Here is a 15,975-nt window from a genome sequence, read left to right as displayed (position 1 = left end):
ATCATCACTGACAATCACCGCGTAATTGAGCTACTTTTTCACGCATCAGTTTTGATGTTGCATATTGTGGTAGTACGGGTTCTCCTGCTACCACTTCTACTTTAGACCAGCAGCGACTAGGGCGTTTTAATATTGCTTTACCGCCATGGCGACTAAAGAAACTTCCCCATAAGCCTCGCAGCGCCATTGGAATGACTGGCACCGGTGAGCGTTTCAAAATGATATCCATACCTCGTAAGAAAGCACCGATTTCACCATCACGAGTCAAAACGCCTTCAGGAAAGATCAACACAATTTCTCCATTTGTTAATGCGTTTTCAACCTCCATAAATGCTCGTCGAATTGAGCTACTTTTAGTGGCATTAATTGGAATAACCTTAGTTAATTTAAAGAAGTATTTAATTAAAGGTAATTCAGCGTATTCCTCTTCCATTACAAATCGAATAGGGCGAGGGCACGCTCCACTGATAATAAAAGCATCCATATAAGTGATGTGATTACACACTAACAAAGCGCCACCTTCTTCTGGGATATGATGCAAATGTTTGTGGTTTACTCGGTATGCCGTGTGAGTGAGAATCCATAAAACAAAGCGAATAATAAAAATAGGCACACGGAAAAACAAAAAGAGTGTGACGATACCATTTAATATCGCAAGAAGAAGGAAAAATTGAGGGATACTTAACTCAATGACAGATAGACAAATAATTCCAAGAATGGCACTTGTTACCATAAAGATGGCGTTATAAATATTATTGGCAGCAATGATTTGAGAGCGATGTTTCGCTTGAGGTCGTTTTTGGATTAACGTGTATAAAGGAACAATAAATATCCCACCAGAGACCCCTAGAAAAAAGAGATTAACAAAAACAGAGAAAAGATCTGGATGCGTTAAGATTTCAAAAAAATCAGTGGTATGTATTGGATTTGCGGGTGTCGCTAAAAACAGGTTGAAACCAAAAATAGTAATACCAAGGCTGCCAAGAGGAATAATGCCTAGTTCAACACGGTGTTTAGATAATACATCACAGGCTAATGAACCTACTGCAATGCCAACTGAGAACAACGCCAACAGTACACTAACAGTAATCGCATTATCGTTTAAAAAATGGTGAGTGTAATTAGGAAACTGAGTTAAGTAACTTGCACCTAAAAACCAAAACCAACTGATCCCCATAATCGCTAAAAATACAGACGTATCTTTTTTTGCGATTGAAATAGTATTCCGTGTTTGCTGAATTGGTCGCCAGCGAAATGAAAGTGTTGGGTCAATGGCTTTTGCATAAGGAATAAAACGACTAGATAAATAACCAAGTACTGCGAAAAGAAGCACAGCACCAGCAGCAATATATTGCGCATTCTCTTGGGATGCAATAATGCCAGCGCCAATGGTTCCAAATAGAATGGCTAAGAAAGTGCCTGTTTCAACTAATGCATTACCAGAAACTAACTCATCTTCTTTTAATTGCTGAGGGAGTAAAGCGTATTTTACTGGACCAAAAAAAGCGGATTGAGTGCCCATTAAAAACAATAAAATAAGTAATAGCGTGAAGTCTTTTAAAACAAAGGCAATAGCCCCAAAGAGCATGATAATGATTTCAGCGAGTTTAACTTTGCGTATAAAAGCCGATTTCTCATATTTGTCAGCCAGTACACCAGCAAAAGCAGAAAACAGAAAAAAAGGAAGAATGAATAACCCAGCGGCTAAATTAATAAATAAATTAGATGATATAGGTAGAGAATCGACACTAGCAAAAGCAACAAACAATAACAGGGTATTTTTAAATATGTTGTCGTTAAAAGCCCCTAGAGATTGAGTGAGAAAGTAGGGGAGGAATCGACGTTGTGTAAGTAGTTTGGCTTGCTTTGCCATAAAAGATCCTTTTTACCAAAGAATATTGGTTAATGCAGTTTCCATTGATTGATGTAGTTTAGCAGCAAGTTATCAATAAGTTTGTGGCCATCAATCGGTGTTGATGAAAAAAGTAAATCATCAAGGCTTAGTAGCGTAATACCATGAACACCAGCCCAAATCACACGACTTGTTTCTACAATATCTTCGTGAGTTTTCGTATTGTTAATACTGAAGATCATTCTTTCAAGGATCGACATCATTTGATTAATGCGGTTTTCTTGCCATTCAGGCAGCGCCTCACCATTCATATTATGTTGAAATACCAACTTCCAACGATTAGGTTGTTGCTGTGCAAAATCATAATAACAATAAGCAATGGCTTTTAGTGCCTCTTCAGGGGTTGCACTGTTTTCAATACCTTGTGAGATTTGAAGCATCAATTCATCAAGGGTTTGCGCGATAGAGCGAAGTAGCAATAAGTTATAGCTACCAAAAATATTGACTAATGTACTCGGTACATAACCAATGCTTTTTGCCAGTTTGCGTAAACTGAGTTCGTGATGACTATGCTCATTAAGAAATAATTTAACATTATCTAATGCCATTTCGCGTATTTCTTGATGAGAATGGTCGTTTCTGCGCGCCATATTAACCTGAGCTATAAAATTATGTACATTGTTCTTAATTTTAAATGTATGGCTATAATCTTCAAGTAAGAGTTATGTCAATTAGGAGTTAGTGCACATGTTTGAGACGGATAACTGTTTGTTTTAACACTCTGAAACATTCTATTGAAGATTAATGCTGCCATTGTTCCTCAATGCAAGCTATTATCAATCCAAATTAATTCCAAAAATAAGGAAGAGGTAATGAAACGTCTTTTATCTATTGTTGCCCTTATGTTTGTTTTTGTGGTCTCAGCACCGCATGCAGAAGCAAAGAAATTCGGTGGCGGTAAGTCATTTGGTAAAAGCTTTAAAACGGCGCCTGCGCCAAAACAAAAACAACAAAATACCAATACGATTGGTAAGCAAGACACAACAAAAAGTGCATCAGGCAAAAAAGGCCTAATGGGCGGCTTGCTTGGTGGTCTACTTGCTGGTGGTTTATTAGCTGCTCTATTTAGTGGTGGTGCGTTTGAAGGTATCCAATTCATGGATATTCTTATCATGGCAGGTATCGCATTCATTCTATTCAAGGTATTCCGCTCAATGATGGCAGCCAAGGCGGGTAGTATGAATCAGAGACAAGGTGCAGCTTATGCAGGCCCACAAGGTCAGCAAGACGCACAGCCTAGTTTCCGTGATAATCAACAATACTTCCAAGCTGATCAAGCTACAGCACAACCTACTGGTGGTTTTGGTGCAGCAAGTGCTGATGACGTTCCGCATAACTACCCACCGGGTTTTGATATGCAATCATTCATTAATGGTTCTCGTGAACACTACCGTATTTTACAAGGTGCTTGGAACCATAACCAGCTTGAGACGATTCAAGAATATGTTTCAATCAGCCTGTACAATGACCTTGTACAAGAGCGTGCAACCCTTGAAGGTGAGCAGCACACAGACGTAATGTATGTGGATGCAGAAGTGGTTCGTGCTGATCACGATGCAAACCGCGCTCAATTAAGTCTTCAGTTCTCTGGTCGCTACCGTGATGCGGTAGAAGGCATTGAAGAGGACATTACTGATATTTGGCACCTTGAGCGTGATTTAACGCAACCAAATGCGCCATGGTTAATTATCGGTATTCAAGCTTAAGCACTTAACTAGCTGAAAATTGATTAAAAAATATCCCTATAGTGAGTAATCCTATAGGGATTTTTTATAGGTGTGATCCAGCTCTGTTTTAATATTTTTTAGACAGTCTATGCTGAATTCAGTTAATAAATAAGAGAGATATAAATATGCCATTTAATAAAGACATCGTAGAAGAAATGAACCTTCTCAAGCAATTCCCACTAGAAAGCACTCAAGCGGGTTTAAAGGTTCACTCAGACGCAGCACCCGAAGCAATTGAAGCAATGAAGCGTCTTTTCAGTAAAGGATTGGTAACACAAGAAGATGGTGGCTATTTAACAAGCCACGGTATTGAAATCGCAGAGCAAGTACAAAACGTTGTTCGTGTACTATCGTAAGCGTATTCTTCTATAAAAGAATTATAACGTCATTGACTCTAGTTCAGTGATGGTTTGAATAGCTTGTTCTGAGGTTGAACCGCATACATCAGGACAAGCACTAAATTGATGACATACCTTTGGGCGTTCAGCCTTACCAAAAAGCTTACATAAATTCTCTTCATTTAATTGCACACAGCGAACACCAGCAGGCTTACCATTTGGCATTCCCGGGATAAATGACGTAATACTTGGAGCAATGCAACATGCACCGCAACCTAATCGACATTCCATAATTAAACTCACGCAAAAAATAAAGGATGCGCAAGGTATCACTCTTCTATCTTTAGGTCAAAACTTGCTTTTTTGGAACAGAGTGGTATAAAACGGCCTCTTCCCATAATGAGTGTAAAGCAATGACAGAGCAATTTTGGCAACAAAAAAAATTAGAAGAAATGACAGAACAAGAGTGGGAATCTCTTTGTGACGGCTGTGGTAAGTGCTGTCTACACAAATTAATGGATGAAGATACAGATGAAGTTTACTACACCAACGTGGCATGTAGCTGGTTAAACAGCAAAACATGTGCATGTAAAGATTACCCTAAACGTTTCACATCAGGTGAAGAGTGTCTAAAACTAAGCCGTGAAAACATCGCAGAATTTAACTGGTTGCCACTGACTTGTGCGTACCGTTTATTAGCGGAAGATAAGCCGTTACCTGAGTGGCACCCGCTGATCACAGGTTCAAAATCAGCAATGCACGCTGCTGGTGAAAGTGTAAGAAATAAAGTGGTTTATGCTATTGACGTGAAGAACTGGGAAGATCACATCACTAACCATCCGCATAGAAGCTAATGTCTGAAAAAGTAAAAACACAAAAGCCAGATCGCAAAACTGCAATGCGTAACATCATTGAGTTGGTGAAAGCTGACTTTCCATTTGATGCGCCAGAAGCGCAGATATGTGGTGATACGTGTGTAGGTTGTCCACGAAAATTGATTGAACTGGTTGAAAGTGAACTCTTGTATTGGGAATCCTATATTGAGCGTGGTGAAACGCCCAATTTCTCTGAGATTGATAAGTTTGCTAAACTGTGTAAAAACGTACGACGTGGCTTGGTAAGAAACGGAATTTTAGAACCACTACCAAGGTAATTCAGTACCATCAAAATTTAAAAATTGCCCACTATTTTCAATGGATAGTTGGGCAATGACTTTCGTTAATCCCTTCACAGATTCTTCTGTTGAAATTAAAGCATTTGGTCCACCCATTTCCGTTTGAACCCAGCCCGGGTGCATAGCAATAATAGTAAATCCTTCTGGTTTTAAATCATTACTTAAGCTTTTTACTACAGAGTTTAATGCAGCCTTAGATGAACGATAAATATAACCTCCACCTGAAGTGTTCTCTGTCATACTGCCGACTTTAGAAGAGATACATACGATGGTTTTATCACGACTTAATTGCAAGTTAGGGTAGAGCGCTTCTACGAGCTTTTGTGGTGCAATAGCATTGATTTCAAATACTTTCTTCCATTCCTCAACATCACAGTGCCCAAAACCATAACCTTTAGGGCCATAGTAACCGGCATTATTAATTAGAATATCTATAGGAGTATGGCAAAGCGTTTTTGCTATATTTTGTATGGCAGTGTAATTAGTCAGTTCTAATTGATACAAGGAAAGTTCAGGATTGTCATTTTCAAGTTGAAGAAGCTCTTGAGCCGTTGAGGTATCACGATAAGTCGCACTGACTTTATGCCCTTGTTGCAAATAGTATTTTACAAAAGATAAACCAATACCGCGGTTAGCACCTGTAATGAAAATGTGTTTCATGAATATCCCTTATGTTGTTGCACGGAAAAGTTGTGTTTTTAGATGTAAACAAATTGTTTCTATATTTTAGACGTTAATCCTTGAGCCTATAGCCTCATCTTAATACAATTCGCTTTGTATACTCAAATAGCAGAATGCCTTTTCTTAAGGTGAATAAAGACTATTGAGTTCACTCCTTGCTCAACAATAAAAAGAATACAATTATGAAATTAGAAGCCATTGATTACACTGCTGAAAATGCAGCAGAGCTGTTTGTAAAGTCGCTAAGAGAAACTGGATTTGGAGTGTTAAAAAATCATCCAATTCAACAAGAATCAGTACAAAGTATTTATGATAATTGGTATGCGTTTTTTAATAGCCAAGAGAAAGAAAACTTTCAATTTAATGTCGATACTCAAGATGGTTTTTTTCCTGCTTCAGTATCAGAAGTAGCCAAAGGTCATACTAAAAAAGACATTAAAGAGTACTATCATTATTATCCTACCGGCCAATGTCCTGCTGAATTAAAAGCACAAATTCAAGAGTACTACGATAACGCGAATACATTAGCGATTGAGTTGTTGTCTTGGGTAGAAGAACATTCACCAGAAGAGGTATCAGCACTGTACTCACAATCTTTATCTAGCATGATAGAGGGAAGTGAAAAAACATTATTGCGTATTCTTCATTATCCACCGCTAGAAGGGGATGAGGAGCTTGGTGCGATTCGTGCTGGAGCGCATGAAGATATTAATTTACTGACGGTGTTACCAGCAGCAAATGAGCCGGGCTTACAAGTTAAGACAAAAGAGGGTGGTTGGTTAGATGTTCCATGTGATTTTGGTAATCTGATCATTAATATCGGTGATATGTTACAAGAAGCATCGGGTGGTTATTACCCATCAACAACGCACCGAGTCATTAATCCTGAAGGTGCTGATAAGACGAAGTCTCGTATTTCTTTACCTTTGTTCTTACACCCAAAACCAGAGGTTGTATTGTCTGAGCGTCATACTGCAAATAGCTATTTAATGGAGCGTTTACGAGAGTTAGGCGTTATTTAGTTCTGAACCTCATCCAATAAAAAAAGGTAGAGCCTAATAACTCTACCTTTTTTATTTTCTATTACGCTAATTTGCTCTGTATTGCGATGGTTGGTGGAATGAGATTGGCTTTCCTAAACTCTTGCATCACACGTAACGTAATGTCTGTTTCAAAGAGTTTTTCAAACTTAATATCGACCACATAAGCTTTACATGTCAGTTGAATCGCCAAATAGTTATCGGTAATCGTCTGCTTTACTAATACTACAACCGGTTTTGGTAAGTGAATATAACGACTTGAAGACGCCGCTTCTTGGATGATATCTCGTGCTTTATTGATGTCTTGATCCATTCCAATATAGAAAGGGATCACCACCTGCATATCTAACCCACCGTAGTTGCCACTAACGGTCACTTCATTTAAGAATTTGTTATTTGGAATGGTAATAATATCGTCGTTCAAGGTTTGCATGCGAACAGAGCGAAGACCAATGGCGATAATATCACCGTAGTGGCCTTCAAACGTCACTCGGTCGCCCACTTGGAATGGACGGTCAATCATTACGGTTAAGCCCGCGATGAAAGAGGCGGTAAGGTCTTTTAAGGCAAAACCCACAGATACCGCAATCGTACCACCAATTAAAGCTAATACTCGATCATCAACTCGAAAGCTCAGCATGAAAACCGCAACGGCTGTCGACATGTAGATAAAGAATTGAAAGAACGATTGCAGCTTTTGCATCAACATACGGCGTTGAGCAAATTGGCTACTTACCCCATCCACAATTGATTGAATGAAACGTAAGAATAACCACGCACCTAGGATAATAAAGAAGGAGGCAGCAACACCACTCCAACGGATCAAACTGGCAAATTGTTGTAAATTATCGATTGATTGAGGATCTTCAGCCAATGCAGTTGAGCTCACCATCAGTGATAAGCAAAGTACAAATAAACGAATCATGTTATTTCACCAGTAAGTGTTGACGATGTAATACGTTAGTAATATGACGATACCAGTGGTCCGATATACGTGCTTTTTCATCATTCCATTCTATGTAACCACGGCTTTGGAAGTAGCGTAGTGTACTAATGACTTCCGCAATGCTTAGGCGACTACAATCACACAGATCTTCAGGGGAAGCGACTTCCAACTGTACGATAGAGCGAAGCACGGCCAACATTGGTTTTGGCATGGTTTCTAAATCATCCGATTGTGGAGCCCTAAATAGACGAACTAAAATGGCATCGGTGTCTTTATCTCTAAATAGTGACAATCTAAAGAAACGCAGCGCAACCGTAGGGTTACCATCAGAGTAATCCCATAAAATACGGTAGAAGCCATTTTTAGCGCGTTCTTCATCACTTAAATTATCTTCATCCCATTGTCTAGGCAGCACTAACCCATCAAACGAAATAGTGTTTACGTTATTTTCTTTTACGATACGAGAATCAAGTAATTGACCAATTTCTTTCTCTGTCCATTTAGGCATAAACGTAACAAGATCAAACAATAGACGTTCGCCACGAGCACGGTCAATAAAACGCCAGCTTGATTTATCAATGGATAAAACCACTCGGTGACTCTTACGTGCACGTCTTAGTAGGTTGGTTAACTTCATTAGCTCAACTAACCCGTTCACTTTTGGTTTTACTAATCGTTGTGCGTTATCAAAAGCGATTAGGTAGCACTGCTCGCTGTTTCTTAGGTGTTGTAGGATGTCCTTTTCAGATGATTCTGCATCTAATCCTAGTAATTGAGCTAACTCTGGTAACAGTGCAGCGTAACCGTCGTAAGGGCAGTTAATGTAAATGGGTACTGCGTTTTTAGTTTTATTCAGAATGCGTTTAAGTACCGTTGTCGTACCTACGCCACGTTCGCCAGATAATACACATACTGCTGGACTATCTGTTAATAAATAGCGTGACAGTGAGATGATTTCATCTTTAGCGTAATCCTCAATAAGTTCTGATTCCTCAGAGCCCGGTGCAATATAGTCAAACGCTAATGGGCCTTTAACACGTACAAGATTTGATTGTTCACGCGAGACTTCCGTTTGTTTTGCTACTTCTATTCTAAATAGGTAAGCAAGAGCATGACTGAATGCAGCGTATTGTGACAAAGTCGAAAGCACAAGATGTTGCAGTGTTCTGCCTATTAACCACGCAGCGCAGCAAGCGGTTGCAGGAATAGACATAAACATGGAATCTTTATTTCGAATAGCCCATTGAACCGAAATAGGATAGGTTTCGAAGCGATCAATACGACTAAAGATAGTGCTGTTCCATTGCTTTAAACTGATGATCGTCAGTAAGATAAAGAACAAAGCAACAAAGGAGTTAATCCATGCGTAAATGGTACCTTGCCCTAATGTTCTTGATGAAATCTGTAAAATAACACCAGCGACAATTATCCCCCATACATAACGGCGAATCGTGGATAAGCGAAGTGCAATGTTTTCTTTTTTATTGTGTTTGCTATTACGGAAAGCAAATTCAAGAATAAAACTTACCGCAATGGAACCCCCAAGGATCCACCATGTGAAGATCTCTAAGAAAATCAGATGCTGTAAGCTTGGTAACGTTGAAATAATGCGTAATGTCGCTGTAATTAGTAGCAAGTATGCAATGGCTTTATGCGCACGACTGCAATACCAAATAGTACGGATCAGCAAACTTGGATTTGAAGTGCTCTTTAGTTTAGACACTTTAAAGTCGTGAATTAGACGATCGCTGTTACGCATCCACCAATTAAAGATAAACATGACACACAACACTTTAAACAGCACGCTAATCATAGGCACTGGTGAAATAGCTAAATCACTCAGTAGTTTTTTAAAACTGCGCAGTTGGTAGTGAATATAGTATTGAATATTCTGCTTTGTAATACGTAATTCAGAATAAAACTGAGTAACACCACGAGGGCCAAATCCAGTGAGCTGGTCGCGTGTTTTTGTATCACTAAGTAGCAATAACTTCTCTTTGCTCACGTTTAATGATGTCAGTGAGCGATGATTTTGTTCTACCTTTGCCCAGTTTTTGTCTGTCGCATCATTTCGATAGTTAACTAAAGAGTCTTCTAATGTTTTTAATTGTTTATTTTGTTCAAACAGAGTTCGAGACATCAACTCTTTTACTTGTCGATATTCGTTATTTGAGAAAAAGTGCTGTTCGGGTAGCTGTTTAATATCGGCCGCAATCTTTTGTGCAGATTCCGAGATTGATACTGGGTTATAGGTATTAATACCCCATTCAGCAGAAGCTTGTGAGGAACAGAATAGAGCAAACGCTAAAAGCAAATGAGTAACAATATTATTCATAAGTAACGAAAAAGTCTCAATATTTATGACGAAATAAGACGTCATTGTTGATGATAGGTAATGCGTTGGTTTAGGAGAAATGTGATCAATGTGGCAATTTATCTATTTTTTTGTAAAACACACCAAATCGGAAACAAAAAGCGTCATTTAGTTGTGATTTAATGTAATTAATTTCGTGATTTATAAAATATGTAATTAATGAAAAGAAATAACTTTCTCTGTGATCAAAATCTGTACTGAGCCCACACAATCAATTTTTGGCAGCATTATGTTCTATTTATTTTTCTATAATGAAAAATAGCTGATTTCGGAGAATTAAAATGAAATATCGAATCGTAGATATATCTAGTGAGCACGATAATGACATTTGCTACATCATTAAAAATGTAGGTGTCGAATTCGGTGCTGTTGGAGAAGGATTTGGACCTAGTGATGACGAAGTGTTAGAAATGAGTGCTCACTATAATCCAAAAGAAAAAAGTAAATATCTTATCCTACTACTTAATGACAGAGTGGTGGGAGGTTGCGGTTTATCGCCATTTAATAACAGTGAAACGGTCTGTGAATTGAAAAAATTGTTTCTCCTACCAGAAGCAAGAGGACGTGGGTTTGGTAAAACCATTGCGGGGAAAATCTTAAAGTTTGCAAAAGAAGTTGGGTATACCCAATGTTACCTAGATACGCTATCCAGTATGAAGTCTGCGATCTTTCTTTATGAAGATTTAGGCTTTAAGCGTTTATCTAAGCCTCTTGATGGAACTGAACACAATGGATGTGATGTTTGGATGCTCAAGAATTTGACAGAGTGTGAAATAAAATAGCAAACGATTGCTTTTTGTTGGTGTTCCTGTATTATCCGCCAAAATTTTTAATCATAAAAATATTAATTAGGGATATATACATGCAGTACCTTCGTTATTTTCTTGCTAGTTTATTTACACTTGTTTCGTTTTCTTTAGCAGCAGCACCAAAGCCTATTGTTTTACAAGGTGCCATGGATGTTGAAGTTAACTATATGGTTGAGCAGTTACAAAATAAACAAGAGGTAACTTTTGGCTCTTGGACGTTTTGGACTGGAACTATTGATGATTACCCAGTCATTGTATCAAGAACGGAAGTGGGTATTGCTAATGCATCAGCATCAACAACTCTAGCTATTGAGAAGTTTTCACCAGGCATGATTATCAACCAAGGAACTTCTGGTGGTCATGATCCAGAGCTTTACTGTGGCGATATTGTTTTAGCCGTTAAGAGCTTCAATATGGGAGCAAATCGCTCTGAATTCTCTAAAGTAGAAGAGGGGATTCAACCTGAAAAATGGAAAAACTTCACAGTAACAATGCGATTAAGAGAAGATAATAAGTTTGCTGAGCATGACGCATTTTATTCAACGCCAGAGTTAGTGGATTTTGCTTATAAGAATGTAAAGCATCCGGCTCAAGGCAAAGTGGTTAAAGGCGTGATTGGTACCGCTGATGAATGGAACCGAGAAGTTGCTCGAATTAATTGGCTACACAAAACCTACCAAACTGCGGCAGAAGAGATGGAGAGCTCATCAGCAGCATTAGTTGCAGAGGCTTATAAAGTACCATTTATCGGTATTCGAATCTTATCGAACACAGATTTACATAATCAAGATTTTGATCCTGCAACGGCAATTACTAACCAAAAATACGTAATTGATTTTGTTAAGCAGTGGATTGCGAAGCAAAAATAATTACCCGCACATATAAAAAAGCCCTAGTGTCTCTGTTAGGGCTTTAAATATCTTATTGTCACTTCTTTGTATTATTTATCATCTATTAAAAAGAAAGATAACTCATTTTTTTGTGATACAGCTAATTGCGAAAGTTCAGCAGCAGCTTGTTGTGTTTGGTTTATTGCCGATACGTTTTGGTGTACTAAATCAAAAGTAGCTGTTGTATTTTGAGCAATATTTTCTGTTACCGCTAATTGTTCTTGTGAAGCTGTTGCTACAAGAGTATTAACATCAGAGATTGATTGAACAGAAAGAACGATGTTATCAAATGAAGTTTTTACATCTTCAGACAGATTTATATACTCTTGAATAGCAACAACATTCGAAGCAATATTCGTATTGGCAATTTCAGATTGCTCTTGTAATTTAAGAATGATTTCTTGAATGTTTTTTGTCGATTCTTGAGTTTTTGCCGCTAAATTTCGGACTTCATCAGCGACAACAGCAAAGCCTCGTCCTTGCTCTCCAGCACGAGCAGCTTCGATTGCTGCGTTTAGTGCAAGTAAGTTAGTTTGTTCTGAAATAGAGCTGATAACCGTTGTTACTTCTCCAATATTGTTAGAGTTAATTTTAAGCTCTGAGATCATGTCCGCAGTTTGCTGAACAGAATCATTGATATTGCCAGCTAGCGAAATCGAAGAGTTAAGAACCTCTAATCCTTTCGTTACATTATTGATTGCGTTTTGTGTTTCATTTTCCGCATGCAGCGCATTGATACTTACTTCTTTGGATGTACTCGAAAGTTCGTTTATCGCTGTTGAGATAGCTTCAACTTGGGTTAACTCTTGTTGAGAGTTGTTTGAAGTATCATTCATCACTAGTGTTAGTTCTTCGGAAGCCGAAGACACGCTATCAGAAAGTAATAAGCTATTTTTGATTATTGATGATAATTTTTGATTAAGGGCAATAGCGGATGCGTAAATCCCTGTTTCCTTACCTGTAATTGTGAATTTTTCAGATAGGTTACCATTTGCGATATTTGATAGAATAGAAGAAATATAAGCGGGCTCTCCACCTATTGGTGCATAAATTAATCTTATTAATAAAAAGTGAACAAGAATAAGAGCTATACTTAATACGATAACAAATAATATTATTGAATCAATCAACATGTCTTTACTTGGTTGAGCAATAACATCGTCCCATTCATAACTTACAACATTCCAATTTATTGATGGTACTTCTGTTTTGTATGCTGATACATATCGATTATCGATGTTGTAGTTTAGTTCATTATTAATAAAGCTTTTATATTCAGGACGTTCAGAAAATATATTTTTACTGATTAAGTGGTCCCTACGAGCAGAGACAATATATCCACTGTTATCGTAGACAAAAACCTGATTCTCAGGTGTAAGTTTACTAATGAATTCTTTAATTGTATCTAATTCAATTGTAATAACTACTGCAGCAATAATTTCATTGTTTTTATAAAGGGGACTTGAAAAGGCGAAAACAGTACGGTTAGTCGCGGCATCGTTATAAGCTTGTGTGATAACTTTAGTTTCACCATTAAATGTACGCTGATACCATTCTCTCTTCATTTCCTTTGCATTGAAATTAGGAATAAAAGCACCATTTTCAAACGTTAACCCATTCTTAAGTCCAATAGAGACTAAAGGTACATTCGTACTTTTACGTAATAATTCTAAACTTGTTGTCGCTTGTTTTATGTCACTGATATTTCCATTGCTATCAAAGTCGATAGATAAGGCTTCCATAGCAGTAAAATAGCTGTTTATGTTTTCTTCTAATGATATAGCTAATAAAGAGCCAATATTTTTTTTATGTTCTTCAGTAGAGCTAATGTTGTAATTTTTAAATGTAAAATATCCTGTTCCTGTTAAAACTATTGATATTATAAATAACAGGGAGAATGTAGATATAAAAACGGTATTTTTTAATGTTAGATTCATGATGTGATCATCTTAGGTAGAATTAATAATATATCTATTTAATTTATTTATGACTGAGCTAGAATTGTTGACTTTATTTATCTTTCTTTTTCCATATGTTAATTTTCGCGAGTGTACTCTAATTAAATTAAAGTTATCAATTTTTAATTTGTAAGAGAATTTAAAAGTTCTATATAAGAATATATAACTATTAAAAACTGAATTTCGCGAATGTTATTAATTGTTTTCTTATTTTGATGGAAAATATGATAATTAATAGATAGTAATTATATTTATAGGGAAGTAATATAAATAAAGATTGGAATATAAATTATTTAGGTTAAAGAAAATAAGTAAGAGTAAAGTAATAACGTAGAGAAAAATCTTATTATCTTTTGCTTTGGACGGGCTAGGTAATGATGATAATCACGAATAAATAGATGATTGAATGTCAGATACGAAAAAGCCCCAGCATTTCTGCTAGGGCTTCGAAAGTGGCGGAGGGATAGGGATTTGAACCCTAGAAGGGCTATTAACCCTTGCCGGTTTTCAAGACCGGTGCTTTCGACCACTCAGCCATCCCTCCAACGCGGTGAATAATAGGCGTTCCCCACCTTCATGTAAAGCACTCTTTTAAAATTAAGTACTGTTTGCCGTAAATTCGAGCATTTTGTGTGGATTTACGGCATTTTCGTTATCATTTTAAGATAGGGCGAGCATTAATTGCCTGGGTTGGACGGTTATTACCGTTGTAGAGTTCTCTAAATTGAGCTAATTGTTCAGATGAAATCTCAATAGGATTTTTCATTACTAGCCAAGTTACCCCCTCAGAACAAGGTGGTGTCGTTAATGAGCCATTAAAACGATAGTAGGCTTGATCATTTGGTAATAAGTTCGTTAGTGTTAATTTCTTATCAAGAGTGACTTCTCCTGATTCAGGCATTTGCGACCAGATTTTAGCAAGTTCTGGATTTGCCTTACCTTCTTTAAACATCACGCCAACAACCGCTAAGTTTCCATCTTTATCAGCATGAACTAAGTGCATCTCTAACGGATATGAGTGCCCTGCAATTAAATTCTCGCTTGGAGCATGGAAGTGCAGTTGCAGTAGGCTAAATGTCTTACCTTCAACTTGAATTGATTGTGGTTTTTTTATGTTTACCTGCACCGTATGGCCATTATTAACGATGTTTTCACCAGCCTGACCATAATTAAACGTAATTGGCTCTAATTCGCTTTCAATGGCATTGGTAATGTCAATTGGAGATTGATTTACGCCTGTTTGGCAAACGCCATGCCAGTGATTAGGGCCAGTATCTCCCGTATAACCCCATTCAGATGCAGAAGCGAATGGTGTTGCTGAAAGAGCACTTAGAACAGCTAATGTAGTAAATAATTTTTTCATGGTATTTATCTAGCCTTATTATTTTATAAAATCGAGCTTAGGCTAATACAAATGTACTTTGGTTAATAATGGTTTGAATGAAGTTTCGCAACCTGCTTCTAATTCTTTGAAATGCTTTGTTTGATTGTCTTAGTTTTAACGCAAATTTTGAGCATTAAAGAATGGATGTGATGGATTTTTTGAAATTCAGACTTTATCTGGAGCTCGGAAGTATTTTCATTTTCGACAGATACAAAAAAGCCTCGTCATTTCTGACAAGGCTTCGTTGTGTTGGCGGAGCGGACGGGACTTTCTATCTCACCTTGAGAGCAGCACGACCCTCGGCGTGTCAGGCCGCTAAGCTCTCCAATAGAAAGTCTAAACTGACATCACTATCATTAATTATCTCTTTGCTCTTACTGGTTAAAATCTTTTTATCTGTGTTAGAAATTTTGTAGTTAGGCCCACTAGCTTCTGCAATTTCTGCCTTGATATAAAAGATTTTTCCTGCGTAATAGACTAAAGAAATAATTAACGGCAGTGATGTGAACTACCGCTCTAATTTTTGAAATCCAGACTCTATCTGGATCTCGGAAGTATTTTCATTTTCGACAGATACAAAAAAGGCATCGTCTTTCGACAATGCCTTCGTTGTATTGGCGGAGCGGACGGGACTCGAACCCGCGACCCCCGGCGTGACAGGCCGGTATTCTAACCAACTGAACTACCGCTCCAATTTTTTGAAACCCAGACTCTATCTGAATCTCGAAAGTGGCGGAGGGAT

Annotated in this window: 15 protein-coding genes and 2 tRNA genes; 7 read left to right on the top strand and 10 right to left on the bottom strand. The window is 37.6% G+C overall.

Going from position 1 to position 15,975, the window contains the following annotated elements:
* Positions 1 to 4: 4 nt before the first annotated feature.
* Positions 5 to 1,873 (bottom strand): MFS transporter, encoded by a 1,869-nt coding sequence (locus HC728_RS04420; protein ID WP_190395148.1) that lies wholly within the window; start codon positions 1,871 to 1,873, stop codon positions 5 to 7.
* Positions 1,874 to 1,902: 29 nt separating this feature from the next.
* Entirely contained in the window at positions 1,903 to 2,502 is a 600-nt protein-coding gene (locus HC728_RS04415; protein ID WP_026029226.1) for a TetR/AcrR family transcriptional regulator, read from the bottom strand.
* Positions 2,503 to 2,724: 222 nt separating this feature from the next.
* On the opposite strand from HC728_RS04415, the gene HC728_RS04410 reads away from it, so the two are divergent.
* Entirely contained in the window at positions 2,725 to 3,618 is an 894-nt protein-coding gene (locus HC728_RS04410) for a Tim44 domain-containing protein (protein WP_005419966.1), read from the top strand.
* A 146-nt stretch (positions 3,619 to 3,764) separates the two neighbouring features.
* A complete protein-coding gene (locus HC728_RS04405; protein WP_005419965.1) occupies positions 3,765 to 3,995 on the top strand; it encodes a TIGR02647 family protein in 231 nt (76 codons plus the stop codon).
* Positions 3,996 to 4,016: 21 nt separating this feature from the next.
* Here HC728_RS04405 and HC728_RS04400 read toward each other — a convergent pair whose 3' ends face one another.
* Complete coding sequence (locus HC728_RS04400) at positions 4,017 to 4,268, bottom strand: YkgJ family cysteine cluster protein (RefSeq protein ID WP_005419964.1); 252 nt, start codon at positions 4,266 to 4,268, stop codon at positions 4,017 to 4,019.
* A gap of 122 nt (positions 4,269 to 4,390) precedes the next feature.
* On the opposite strand from HC728_RS04400, the gene HC728_RS04395 reads away from it, so the two are divergent.
* Together HC728_RS04395 and HC728_RS04390 are read left to right on the top strand one after the other, a co-directional pair.
* Positions 4,391 to 4,831: a YcgN family cysteine cluster protein gene (locus tag HC728_RS04395; protein ID WP_005419963.1), complete on the top strand. Its 441-nt coding sequence runs from the start codon at positions 4,391 to 4,393 to the stop codon at positions 4,829 to 4,831.
* Entirely contained in the window at positions 4,831 to 5,130 is a 300-nt protein-coding gene (locus HC728_RS04390) for a hypothetical protein (protein ID WP_012533410.1), read from the top strand. Before HC728_RS04395 ends, HC728_RS04390 begins: the two co-directional genes overlap by 1 nt.
* On the opposite strand, the gene HC728_RS04385 is transcribed toward HC728_RS04390, so the two are convergent.
* The gene (locus HC728_RS04385) at positions 5,119 to 5,811 is read right to left on the bottom strand and encodes an SDR family oxidoreductase (protein WP_017018339.1); all 693 of its coding nucleotides are present in this window, start codon (positions 5,809 to 5,811) and stop codon (positions 5,119 to 5,121) included. The genes HC728_RS04390 and HC728_RS04385 overlap by 12 nt on opposite strands.
* Before the next feature lie 203 nt (positions 5,812 to 6,014).
* Here HC728_RS04385 and HC728_RS04380 point away from each other — a divergent pair, with 203 nt between their 5' ends.
* Entirely contained in the window at positions 6,015 to 6,854 is an 840-nt protein-coding gene (locus tag HC728_RS04380) for a 2OG-Fe(II) oxygenase family protein (RefSeq protein WP_017018340.1), read from the top strand.
* Between the two features lie 61 nt (positions 6,855 to 6,915).
* Here the strand turns inward: HC728_RS04380 and HC728_RS04375 are convergent, their stop codons facing one another.
* Together HC728_RS04375 and HC728_RS04370 are read right to left on the bottom strand one after the other, a co-directional pair.
* The gene (locus HC728_RS04375; RefSeq protein ID WP_017018341.1) at positions 6,916 to 7,797 is read right to left on the bottom strand and encodes a mechanosensitive ion channel family protein; all 882 of its coding nucleotides are present in this window, start codon (positions 7,795 to 7,797) and stop codon (positions 6,916 to 6,918) included.
* A 1-nt stretch (position 7,798) separates the two neighbouring features.
* Entirely contained in the window at positions 7,799 to 10,153 is a 2,355-nt protein-coding gene (locus HC728_RS04370; RefSeq protein WP_017018342.1) for an ATP-binding protein, read from the bottom strand.
* A 320-nt stretch (positions 10,154 to 10,473) separates the two neighbouring features.
* On the opposite strand from HC728_RS04370, the gene HC728_RS04365 reads away from it, so the two are divergent.
* Together HC728_RS04365 and HC728_RS04360 are read left to right on the top strand one after the other, a co-directional pair.
* Complete coding sequence (locus tag HC728_RS04365) at positions 10,474 to 10,974, top strand: GNAT family N-acetyltransferase (RefSeq protein ID WP_017018343.1); 501 nt, start codon at positions 10,474 to 10,476, stop codon at positions 10,972 to 10,974.
* 80 nt (positions 10,975 to 11,054) lie between these two features.
* Positions 11,055 to 11,870, top strand: coding sequence for a 5'-methylthioadenosine/S-adenosylhomocysteine nucleosidase (locus HC728_RS04360; RefSeq protein WP_190395147.1), 816 nt, complete (start codon positions 11,055 to 11,057; stop codon positions 11,868 to 11,870).
* A gap of 71 nt (positions 11,871 to 11,941) precedes the next feature.
* Here the strand turns inward: HC728_RS04360 and HC728_RS04355 are convergent, their stop codons facing one another.
* The 4 genes from HC728_RS04355 to HC728_RS04340 all read right to left on the bottom strand — a co-directional run bounded on the left by HC728_RS04355 (position 11,942) and on the right by HC728_RS04340 (position 15,925).
* A complete protein-coding gene (locus HC728_RS04355; protein WP_017018345.1) occupies positions 11,942 to 13,828 on the bottom strand; it encodes a methyl-accepting chemotaxis protein in 1,887 nt (628 codons plus the stop codon).
* Between the two features lie 474 nt (positions 13,829 to 14,302).
* Positions 14,303 to 14,393, bottom strand: a tRNA-Ser gene (locus tag HC728_RS04350).
* Positions 14,394 to 14,504: 111 nt separating this feature from the next.
* Positions 14,505 to 15,212, bottom strand: a complete 708-nt coding sequence (locus tag HC728_RS04345) for a carbonic anhydrase (protein WP_017019001.1) — start codon at positions 15,210 to 15,212, stop codon at positions 14,505 to 14,507.
* 636 nt (positions 15,213 to 15,848) lie between these two features.
* A tRNA-Asp gene (locus tag HC728_RS04340) sits at positions 15,849 to 15,925 on the bottom strand.
* Between the last annotated feature and the right edge of the window lie 50 nt (positions 15,926 to 15,975).

Origin of the sequence: Aliivibrio sp. S10_S31, assembly GCF_014694495.1 — a bacterium.
Classification (GTDB): Bacteria; Pseudomonadota; Gammaproteobacteria; order Enterobacterales; family Vibrionaceae; genus Aliivibrio; species Aliivibrio fischeri.
The sequence above is the reverse complement of the archived record's forward strand: the minus strand, read 5'-3'. Positions and strand labels throughout refer to the sequence as shown.

What these genes read in the sequence shown, in the direction of transcription:
- HC728_RS04420 (WP_190395148.1), bottom strand. Translation starts at nt 1,873, where the DNA reads ATGGCAAAGCAAGCCAAACTACTTACACAACGTCGATTCCTCCCCTAC.
- HC728_RS04345 (WP_017019001.1), bottom strand. Translation starts at nt 15,212, where the DNA reads ATGAAAAAATTATTTACTACATTAGCTGTTCTAAGTGCTCTTTCAGCA.
- HC728_RS04385 (WP_017018339.1), bottom strand. Translation starts at nt 5,811, where the DNA reads ATGAAACACATTTTCATTACAGGTGCTAACCGCGGTATTGGTTTATCT.
- HC728_RS04380 (WP_017018340.1), top strand. Translation starts at nt 6,015, where the DNA reads ATGAAATTAGAAGCCATTGATTACACTGCTGAAAATGCAGCAGAGCTG.
- HC728_RS04360 (WP_190395147.1), top strand. Translation starts at nt 11,055, where the DNA reads ATGCAGTACCTTCGTTATTTTCTTGCTAGTTTATTTACACTTGTTTCG.
- HC728_RS04410 (WP_005419966.1), top strand. Translation starts at nt 2,725, where the DNA reads ATGAAACGTCTTTTATCTATTGTTGCCCTTATGTTTGTTTTTGTGGTC.
- HC728_RS04390 (WP_012533410.1), top strand. Translation starts at nt 4,831, where the DNA reads ATGTCTGAAAAAGTAAAAACACAAAAGCCAGATCGCAAAACTGCAATG.
- HC728_RS04370 (WP_017018342.1), bottom strand. Translation starts at nt 10,153, where the DNA reads ATGAATAATATTGTTACTCATTTGCTTTTAGCGTTTGCTCTATTCTGT.
- HC728_RS04395 (WP_005419963.1), top strand. Translation starts at nt 4,391, where the DNA reads ATGACAGAGCAATTTTGGCAACAAAAAAAATTAGAAGAAATGACAGAA.
- HC728_RS04355 (WP_017018345.1), bottom strand. Translation starts at nt 13,828, where the DNA reads ATGAATCTAACATTAAAAAATACCGTTTTTATATCTACATTCTCCCTG.
- HC728_RS04365 (WP_017018343.1), top strand. Translation starts at nt 10,474, where the DNA reads ATGAAATATCGAATCGTAGATATATCTAGTGAGCACGATAATGACATT.
- HC728_RS04375 (WP_017018341.1), bottom strand. Translation starts at nt 7,797, where the DNA reads ATGATTCGTTTATTTGTACTTTGCTTATCACTGATGGTGAGCTCAACT.
- HC728_RS04415 (WP_026029226.1), bottom strand. Translation starts at nt 2,502, where the DNA reads ATGGCGCGCAGAAACGACCATTCTCATCAAGAAATACGCGAAATGGCA.
- HC728_RS04400 (WP_005419964.1), bottom strand. Translation starts at nt 4,268, where the DNA reads ATGGAATGTCGATTAGGTTGCGGTGCATGTTGCATTGCTCCAAGTATT.
- HC728_RS04405 (WP_005419965.1), top strand. Translation starts at nt 3,765, where the DNA reads ATGCCATTTAATAAAGACATCGTAGAAGAAATGAACCTTCTCAAGCAA.